Source organism: Mucilaginibacter sp. (genome assembly GCF_039935595.1).
Taxonomy (GTDB): Bacteria; Bacteroidota; Bacteroidia; order Sphingobacteriales; family Sphingobacteriaceae; genus Mucilaginibacter.
Window position 1 is genome coordinate 1 of the sequence record NZ_JBDTJZ010000110.1, and the last position, 3,150, is coordinate 3,150.

The window sequence follows — 3,150 nt, forward strand, 5'->3', positions numbered from 1 at the left end:
TCTTCAATATTAACCATCCGGTTGCTCGTCCCCTGGTGGGAAGCAATCAATTCGTTTAGTTTAAGGTGAATAGCTTTTGAATCTTTGTTCTGCGATTTCTGTATTAAAAAAACCATTAAAAAAGTAACTATAGTAGTGCCTGTGTTGATGATCAACTGCCATGTATCTGAATAATCAAAAATAGGGCCCGTAAATATCCAGGTAATTATGATAGTTAATGCAATGATAAACGCCGCCGAGCTGCCGGTTGCATTGGTTGCCCAATTAGCAAATTTTTCGAAAAAATTACTTTTATTTTTAGCCATAATAATAAGATCTATATAGCCATTTAACCAAAAAAAAGCGCCGATGTTTTTACATCGACGCTTTTTAGTATGGTTAAAAGTTGATTGGGTTGATTAAGTGAGTGGTTGAAGTTTCAACCTAATCAACCACTTATCCTAATCAACCATTCACTATAACTTATCAGTAGCGTTTATACAATTCAGATCCTCAAAGGCAGCTGTTAGTCTTTTTACAAACTGCTCCTCGCCTTTACGCAACCAAACACGTGGGTCGTAATATTTTTTGTTTGGAGAATCCGCGCCTTCAGGGTTACCTATCTGGTCTTGCAGGTACGCTTCTTTAGCCTGGTAGTAATCTTTAATACCTTCCCAAAATGCCCATTGCATATCAGTATCGATATTCATTTTTATAGCGCCATAGCCTATAGCTTCGCGTATTTCTTCCTGACTTGACCCCGAACCGCCATGGAACACAAAATTGATAGGTTTTTCATCAGTAAGATTAAATTTCGCTTTCACATACTCTTGCGAGTTATGTAATATTTTTGGCTGTAATTTAACGTTACCCGGTTTGTAAACCCCATGCACGTTACCAAAAGCAGCAGCAATGGTAAAGCGTGGGCTAACTTTTAATAAATGCTCATACGAGTATGAAACTTCTTCAGGCTGGGTATATAAGCGTGAGCTATCTACATCGCTGTTATCAACGCCGTCTTCCTCGCCGCCTGTTACACCCAATTCAATCTCTAAGGTCATGCCCATTTTGGCCATACGCTCCAGGTATTTGGCAGATATTTCAATATTCTCTTCAATCGGCTCTTCCGAAAGGTCAAGCATATGCGAAGAAAACAATGGTTTACCTGTTTCGGCAAAAAACTTCTCGCCATAATCCAATAAACCATCAATCCAAGGCAATAATTTTTTAGCAGCATGGTCAGTATGCAAAATAACCGCCACACCATAATGCTCGGCCAGTAAATGTACATGCCTTGCAGCCGATACACCACCTAAAATGCAAGCCTGCAGTTTACTATTATCTAATGATTTGCCCGCGTAAAACTGCGCGCCGCCATTTGATAATTGAATGATTACAGGCGAGTTTACCGCCTTTGCCGTTTCCATTACAGCATTTAAAGAGTTAGTACCTATTATATTTACAGCAGGCAAAGCAAACTGATGCTTTTTTGCTGCCTCAAACAGTTCCTGCACCTGGTCGCCGTGCAATACACCTTTATAATTTTTCAGATCCATTAGTTTTTTACTTAATGCGCGAAGTTAGCAATTTAGGTTGAAAAAAGTGGTTGAGAAGTTGAAGTGGTTGTAAAAGTTGTAAATTAACAACTACTTCAACCCTTGTAACATCTACAACAATTACAACTACTATAAACCTATAACAAACTTTTTTCGTTTCTTTGCATAATTGAAAGAGCTAGACATAGACATGGCGTGGTTTAAACGAGAAATTAAAGGGATAATTACGACTACTGAGGAGAAGAAGGAAACCCCTGACGGGATATGGAACAAATGTCCTCAATGTAAAAAACCCCTGCATTACACCGAACAGGTAGAAAACCAATACGTGTGCCACTACTGCGGGTACCACCTGCGTATTGGCTCAAAAGAGTATTTTTCTGTACTGTTTGATAATAACGAATTTACAGAGCTATTTCCCGACCTTACATCGGGCGACCCATTACATTTTACCGATACCAAAAAGTATACTGACCGCATTACCGAAACCCAGTTTAAAACCGGTTTAAAGGATGCATTACGTGTAGGCGTGGGTAAAATAAATGAGCAGGACCTGGTTATAGCCTGTATGGATTTTAACTTTATAGGTGGATCAATGGGATCAGTAGTAGGCGAGAAAATTGCCCGTGCTATTGACCATTCCATTGAGCATAAGATACCGTTTTTAATGATATCCAAATCGGGCGGGGCGCGCATGATGGAGGCAGCGTTCTCATTAATGCAAATGGCTAAAACATCAGCTAAACTGGCTTTGCTGGGGCAGGCCAAAATACCTTATATATCTTTATTAACCGACCCTACAACGGGTGGTGTAACGGCATCATACGCTATGCTGGGCGATATTAACATTGCCGAACCGGGCAGTTTAATTGGCTTTGCCGGTCCGCGTGTTATTAAAGAAACTATTAAAAAGGATCTGCCAAAAGGATTTCAAACTGCCGAATTTGTGCAGGAACACGGTTTCCTTGATTTTATTGTTGACCGCAGGGAAATGAAGGAAGAGCTTTCGGCCTTCTTAAAAATGATGAAAAATTAATTGTACGGTATAAACAAATATAAACAGAAAAGGTAGCGTAAATGCTACCTTTTCTGTTTATGAGCGGTGACGTTTATATCCCACCCTCGTTTATCTCGGGTTTTATCTCAGGCATATCTTTTATATATACCGACTTTTTGCCGTGATTTTGTTTTGGAGACATTTGCCTGTTTAAATTTGACTGGTTTTGCTGTTTATTTTGATTTTGGCGTTGCTGACCGGAGCGGCTACCGTTACCGGCTGTTTGATTGTAATTTTCCATGACTGTGATAAATTTAAAAAGGCTGCCGTTTCCGGACAGCCCCTTTGTAAATTAGATCAATTATCTTATTTTATATGTTACCCTCAGTACCGGGTTCGTGCCCTATCATACGGCCGGTTGTACGACCATGTGGACGGCTTACAAAATCAGTTTTTGCAATACCCTCTGATGGAAACTCATGTTGATTTGGAGGAGTTACGTCGGTTTGCTCGCTAAAAGACGCATCATTCCCGCTACTTTGCTGTTGCTGCTCCCTTTGTGGTGCATAACCTGAACCTTCCTGGTGAGACTTTTGTTCTTCAGGTGTCTCATTCGGG

5 protein-coding genes are annotated in these 3,150 nt (G+C 40.3%); 1 reads left to right on the forward strand and 4 read right to left on the reverse strand.

Features of this window, described 5'->3' with window-relative positions; genetic code table 11:
- Both ABI367_RS07705 and fbaA read right to left on the reverse strand, forming a co-directional pair.
- A partial coding sequence (locus ABI367_RS07705) for a low affinity iron permease family protein (RefSeq protein WP_462228464.1) occupies positions 1 to 305 on the reverse strand: 305 nt, incomplete at its 3' end.
- Positions 306 to 455: 150 nt separating this feature from the next.
- Positions 456 to 1,535: a class II fructose-bisphosphate aldolase gene (gene fbaA, locus ABI367_RS07710; protein ID WP_462228465.1), complete on the reverse strand. Its 1,080-nt coding sequence runs from the start codon at positions 1,533 to 1,535 to the stop codon at positions 456 to 458.
- Between the two features lie 190 nt (positions 1,536 to 1,725).
- Between fbaA and accD the strand changes: the two genes are divergently transcribed.
- Positions 1,726 to 2,571, forward strand: coding sequence for an acetyl-CoA carboxylase, carboxyltransferase subunit beta (accD, locus tag ABI367_RS07715; protein ID WP_462228468.1), 846 nt, complete (start codon positions 1,726 to 1,728; stop codon positions 2,569 to 2,571).
- A 73-nt stretch (positions 2,572 to 2,644) separates the two neighbouring features.
- On the opposite strand, the gene ABI367_RS07720 is transcribed toward accD, so the two are convergent.
- Positions 2,645 to 2,833 (reverse strand): hypothetical protein, encoded by a 189-nt coding sequence (locus ABI367_RS07720; RefSeq protein WP_462228466.1) that lies wholly within the window; start codon positions 2,831 to 2,833, stop codon positions 2,645 to 2,647.
- A 70-nt stretch (positions 2,834 to 2,903) separates the two neighbouring features.
- A partial coding sequence (locus ABI367_RS07725) for a hypothetical protein (protein ID WP_462228467.1) occupies positions 2,904 to 3,150 on the reverse strand: 247 nt, incomplete at its 5' end.